The sequence below is a fragment of the Endozoicomonas sp. ONNA2 genome (assembly GCF_024606365.1).
Classification (GTDB): domain Bacteria; phylum Pseudomonadota; class Gammaproteobacteria; order Pseudomonadales; family Endozoicomonadaceae; genus Endozoicomonas.
Map to the genome: position 1 here is coordinate 1 of NZ_JAHHPO010000894.1, position 5379 is coordinate 5379.

General features: G+C 46.4%; 3 protein-coding genes and 2 pseudogenes. 4 read left to right on the top strand and 1 reads right to left on the bottom strand.

Annotated features, from left to right (window positions below; all coding sequences use genetic code 11):
* Positions 1-303 precede the first annotated feature (303 nt).
* Positions 304-2409 carry an ankyrin repeat domain-containing protein gene (locus tag KDK14_RS15910; protein WP_257266157.1) on the top strand — a complete coding sequence of 702 codons (2106 nt, stop codon included), beginning with the start codon at positions 304-306 and terminating at the stop codon, positions 2407-2409.
* A 78-nt stretch (positions 2410-2487) separates the two neighbouring features.
* Here KDK14_RS15910 and KDK14_RS15915 read toward each other — a convergent pair whose 3' ends face one another.
* Positions 2488-2694 carry a hypothetical protein gene (locus KDK14_RS15915; RefSeq protein ID WP_257266158.1) on the bottom strand — a complete coding sequence of 69 codons (207 nt, stop codon included), beginning with the start codon at positions 2692-2694 and terminating at the stop codon, positions 2488-2490.
* A 419-nt stretch (positions 2695-3113) separates the two neighbouring features.
* Between KDK14_RS15915 and KDK14_RS15920 the strand changes: the two are divergent.
* From KDK14_RS15920 to KDK14_RS15925, 3 genes and pseudogenes are all read left to right on the top strand, one after another.
* Positions 3114-4406: pseudogene (locus tag KDK14_RS15920) on the top strand (ankyrin repeat domain-containing protein); the annotation flags it as partial.
* Positions 4407-4540: 134 nt separating this feature from the next.
* A pseudogene (locus tag KDK14_RS21820) lies at positions 4541-4621 on the top strand (hypothetical protein); the annotation flags it as partial.
* Positions 4622-4642: 21 nt separating this feature from the next.
* Positions 4643-5137 carry an ankyrin repeat domain-containing protein gene (locus KDK14_RS15925; protein WP_257266160.1) on the top strand — a complete coding sequence of 165 codons (495 nt, stop codon included), beginning with the start codon at positions 4643-4645 and terminating at the stop codon, positions 5135-5137.
* Positions 5138-5379 lie beyond the last annotated feature (242 nt).

Consider the following 5379-nt stretch of genomic DNA (forward strand, 5'->3'; position numbering starts at 1 on the left):
ATATTATTAACTCCTTAAATAAATCAAGTCTACCTTAGTTGCCTGAAAAAACTTCTAAAAACAAGCAGCGCAAAGCCCAAATACACTATCTACTGGAGACGTTCCGAGTATCAGTATTGAGGGGAATTAAAAAGATGAATGCAAACTTTATTCTGACATACAGGCTGTTTGATAAATTGCTGAACATAAATTCAAGTTAGTTTTGACGACCAAACACTGCTCGATCGACCTGTTTTGTAGGGTTGCTTAATCATCAGATTAATTGTTTGACAACAGCTTCGCTGCTAAAAATGGAGTGATTCAATGGACGCTACCAGCAGAATTTCAGGATTTCCAGAATCTGGGCCATGCGCTTTCTGCACCGATACAGCCAGAAAAGGTCAATTGGGTAAGCACTTATTGGTCAAAACAGGGTGCAAAAACCACCCAGCGTGTCACTTGGATTGTTTATACGACTATCTGAAGCCGGGTAAATCATTGAATGAAAGGAGTTGTCGTTGTGGACCAAGTATGCCCTTACTTAAAGATCCCAATTCATTGTTAGATAATGTCTGTCAAACGAAGGATCTAAATCCAGAAGCTCTTGAGATGTGGCTTAAGCTGAAACCTGGCGGTAATTGCACCACCGCTCTTGAAGCTATAGCTGTAGCTGCAGCTGATGCAGCTGCTACTAGTAAAGACGATCTTGATCGCTATACCCAATGCTTCATGACTTTGACGAAAGCTATTCAAAGTCACGTTGATGAACATAAAAGAGTGTGTACCCCATTAGCAATGGTGACGGGTGGAGTGGCAGCTGGATTCACCACAATTAAAGCGGCAGTTGTTAGTGCAAAGGTTGTTGCACTTTGTGCAATTGTGGGTGAAATTGCGAATATGTGTATTACTGGATTTCCTAAAGGGGCGGTTATGTGTGCCGTTGGTTCTGCATATCTAGCGTATTCGTGGGGTATTTCAGCTTGTCCTCCATATATTAGTGAATGTATTTCTTTAGTATTAGGAGTTACTACAACATACTTGTTTTACTTGGCAGGTCAAAAAATTGCTGGAAAAATGGGAAACTCAATTTGTCTCGAGAACGGTAACACTCCCCTACATATTGCTACTCAAAAGGGGCCTTTCGAATGCGTGAAAGAGGTGATTGATTTATGGTTCCGAAATCAGAACACAATGGACATTATAATGTCAGCTTTATGGAAAAGCCCGTATTTTTTTGCCAGGGGCATAATCGAATATGTGAAGGAATTGTTTAAAGACCCAAGTATTTCTTACGAAAAATTAATCCACTTGAATCACAGCTGGAATATTAACACTGCCAATAAGGACGGATATACGGCTTTGCACTTCGCTGTTTTGAAAAATCGGGAAAAATGTTTGGGAGCCTTGATCAATAACGGGGCTAACGTCAATGCTAGAAAGAACGATGGTAAAACGCCACTGCATATCGCCGCTGCACAGCATATCGCCGATAAAAAAAGTGACTGTGCCAATTGCCTGGACAAGCTGCTTGATAACGATGGAGTGGATATAAATACCACGGATAGCTCCGGCTGTACGGCTCTCCATGTCGCTGCCGAAAGCGGCTGTGCAGAGTCCATCAAGAAGTTGAAGGATAATGGCATCGATGTGAACAAGAAGAATAACAAAGGCGCAACGGCTCTCCACTTGGCTCTCCAATTAACTGATGAGAAAAATAGCGTCAAATGTATGGAACTTTTGATCAAGGCTGGGGCTGTTGTCAATGCTAGAAAGAACGATGGTAAAACGCCACTGCATATCGCCGTTGAAGGTGGCCATACCAAATGCCTGAAAAAGCTGCTTGATAACGGAGTGGATATAAATACCACTGATAGCTCCGGCTGGTCGGCTCTCCATGTCGCAGCCGAAAGCGGCTGTGCAGAGTCCATCAAGAAGTTGTTGAAGAAAAACGGCATTGATGTGAACAAGAAGACCAATAAAGGCGCAACGGCTCTTCACTTTGCTGCTAAACAAAGCTTTGCAGATTTGGTCAAGGCGTTACTGGCCGCTCCTCAGCATATCAAAGTCAAAGTCAATGAGAAGAATAACAGTTGGCAGACGGCTCTCCACTTAGCTGCCAGAGACGGTTGTGCAGAGTCGGTCAAGGCATTACTGGGCGCTCAGGGTATCGAAGTCAATAAGAAGGATAACGATGGCAATACGGCTCTCCATTTTGCTGCCTCCAAGGGCGACATAGTGTCCGTCAAGGCGTTACTTGATGCTGACGGCATCCAAGTCAATGTTAAGAATAACAAAGACTTGACGGCTCTTGACTTGGCTAACAAGCATGGTAACACTGAGTGCGAGGAACTCCTTAGGAATAAAAAAGAGGAACTCCTTAGGAAGAAAGAAAATGAGGCCCATTATCAATCGGGCTGCCTTATACAGTGAGCCATAAAATAGCGGCTCCTTTTAAATTTTAACTGGGTAATCAGGCTTTATTAACTGTGGTGAAATCCGGTTTACCTATCAGCAAATACACCATAATCCTGAAGTGAGACTTCTTGTAACCACGACCTTTAACCGTAATAACCGAACCATCCCAGAGTTCGACCTGACGGTGACATTGCCATTGTTGGCGGTGATGGTGGCAACGTCTCGGACGCCCACAGGAATCAGGGCTTTGAATTGCTGCCAGATGTTTATGGTTGCCGTCACTTGAATCCCGGTTAACAAACGTACCTCGCCTGTCCCGGGGTTTTTACGACAATCGTCTTGTTCAAATTTCTGTTATATGAAACTTTCTCTACTGATTTTTGTCCTATCCTCAGTCTTGAGTCATAAAGCGGGCCAAAGCAATGAATGATGTCAGAGGCAACACGACAGGTATCTCTTTTGATTGCTCTACCTGTAAGAGCGACGACGGGCATATCAGAGGACAATTTGGTGGGCGTTCACTGGTCAGAACCTCTTGCAAACCGATACCCCATGTTTTCCATCTCGAATGCATCACCCAATGGCTAAACGTTGAAAATCAGAAGGACAAAGAGCTTCATGAACGCCAATGCGGTGAATGCATGCAACCGGCACTGCCATTGATTCGCCTGAACGATATCAGGGAGCTTGACGACGAATCACTTTATTGTGAATCCTTGATGTTTCGTGCCTGTCGTACCGGGGATCTGGAAACACTGAAAATGCTGCTGCACGTAAACGATGCTTTGGCAAATCGGACTTACCATTCGGTACTCACCGGTCATCCTGAATACCCGTTAGCTGTCGCCATCCATAACGGTCATGATGATTGTGTCCGGGCCCTGATCAATAGTCGTGCTGATCCCAATGCTGCCGATCACCATGGTAAGACACCCCTGCACATTGCTGCCCAGCAACGCCGCACCGATTACTTGCAAATGCTGACCGAGGCCGGGGGGGATATCAGTAACGTAATGCGCACCGCTGTCCAGGAGGGCAAAGCTGAACTTCTTGAATACCTTATCAGCACTCAACCTGGCCAACTTGCCCTTAATAGTGCCCTGCGCGAAGCCGCCGAACGAGGGCAAACGGAATGCCTTGAAATCCTGATCACAGCGGGGGCGAACGACCTTAACGGTGCCCTGTGCGCTGCTGCCGAGCGGGGGAAAACGGAATGCCTTGAAATCCTGATCACAGAGGGAGCGAACGACCTTAACGGTGCCTTGCACATCGCTGTTCAGACGGAAAACATCAAGGGCCGGGACGTTCTGGAACAACAAGGAGCAAATATTATTACCGTACTGCACACTGCTGCCAGAGAAGATAATTGGGAATTTTTCCATCACCTGTACGATCTGACATACATCAATGAACCCGACGGGGAAGGTCAAACGCCGCTGCATATCATCGCTGCCAACGGGCATGGCAGATGTCTGGCAAAGCTGCTTGCAACCAACGAAGTGAGTATCAATGCCCGCAATAAGAACGACGAAACAGCCCTGCAGCTGGCCGTTTATAACGGTCATCTCGATTGCCTGAAACAGCTGATTAGAAAGGGAGCAAAATTGAATGCCACCAATAAGAACGATGAAACAGCCCTGCATATAGCCACCAAAATCAGCATAAATGAGGGCGAAGCACAATGTTTTGCCATGCACATAAAGATCAATGAAACCCTCATTACCGGCAGGCCACCCAAACACTATACTATCGAAAAAGAAAACGACACAAGTTGTTTGAAAGAGCTGATTAATACCGAAGGAGTGAAAATTAATGTCACTGATGAAGTCGGCACCACGCCTTTGATGATAGCTGCCTTTTGGGGCAAATCTGAGCGCCTGACATGGCTGATCGATGCAGGAGCGGATATCAACGCCGCTGATAGCAATGGCTTGACGGCTCTCCACTTCGCTGCCTTTCGAGGTGATGCAGAGTCCGTCAAAACCTTAGTGAACGCTACCGGTATCAAGGTCAATGAGAAGACTTACACTATCTGCGAGGCTCCCGGTTTTTTTCCACATTCGGCGTTTCAGACATTATCCAAAACGTTGCCAGTTACGCCGGTGTATACACCCATGATAAAAGCACAGGCAATACGGCTCTTCACTTGGCTGCCCGCCATGGCCACACAGAGTCCGTCAAGAAGCTGCTGGAGCATCGCGACATCGAGGTCAATATTAAGAATAGCGATCGCAATACGGCTCTTCACTTGGCTGCTCTTAATGGCCACACAAAGACCGTCGAGGCATTTCGGGGCATTTCCCGCACCCTGATCTTAGAGGGGGATAACAATGGCAATACGGCCCTCCACTTGGCTGCTCTTAATGGCCACACAGAGACCGTCAAGGCGTTGCATGACATTTCCCCCACCCTGATTAATGAGGAGAATAACCAGGGCATTACGGCTCTCTGCTTCGCTGCTTTTCATGGCAACACAGATACCGTCAATGCATTGCTGGATATTTCCAGGACACTGATCAACGATAAGGATAACAAAGGCAATACAGCTTTCCACTTAGCTGCTTTTAATGGCTACACAGATACCGTCAAGGCACTGCTGAACATTTCCCACACCCTGGTCAATGAGGAGAATAAGGAAGGCTGGACGGCTCTCGACTTGGCTAACATGAATGGTCACACCGCGTGCGAGGAATACCTTCTGGAAAATGGGGCCCATTATCCATCGGCCTGCCTTCTACAGTGAGCAATGAAATAGCAGACGCTTTTAAATTCTGAAGCAAAGCGATGGCCGGACGGAATATCACCGCAGAGAAATACACTGCTACGATCTGACAGGCCATGTTTGTTCAAAAAAACATCAATTATTCGAGCTGTAGAATCGTTTGTGAAATATTCAGGTTAGGAGGCTGTCCGAGAATAGCGCCCGACTAGGCGTCCCCGTAGCGAGGACGACAGAAAATTGAGGATAAAAATTCGGTTTTGTGA

What these genes read in the sequence shown, in the direction of transcription:
- KDK14_RS15910 (WP_257266157.1), top strand. Translation starts at nt 304, where the DNA reads ATGGACGCTACCAGCAGAATTTCAGGATTTCCAGAATCTGGGCCATGC.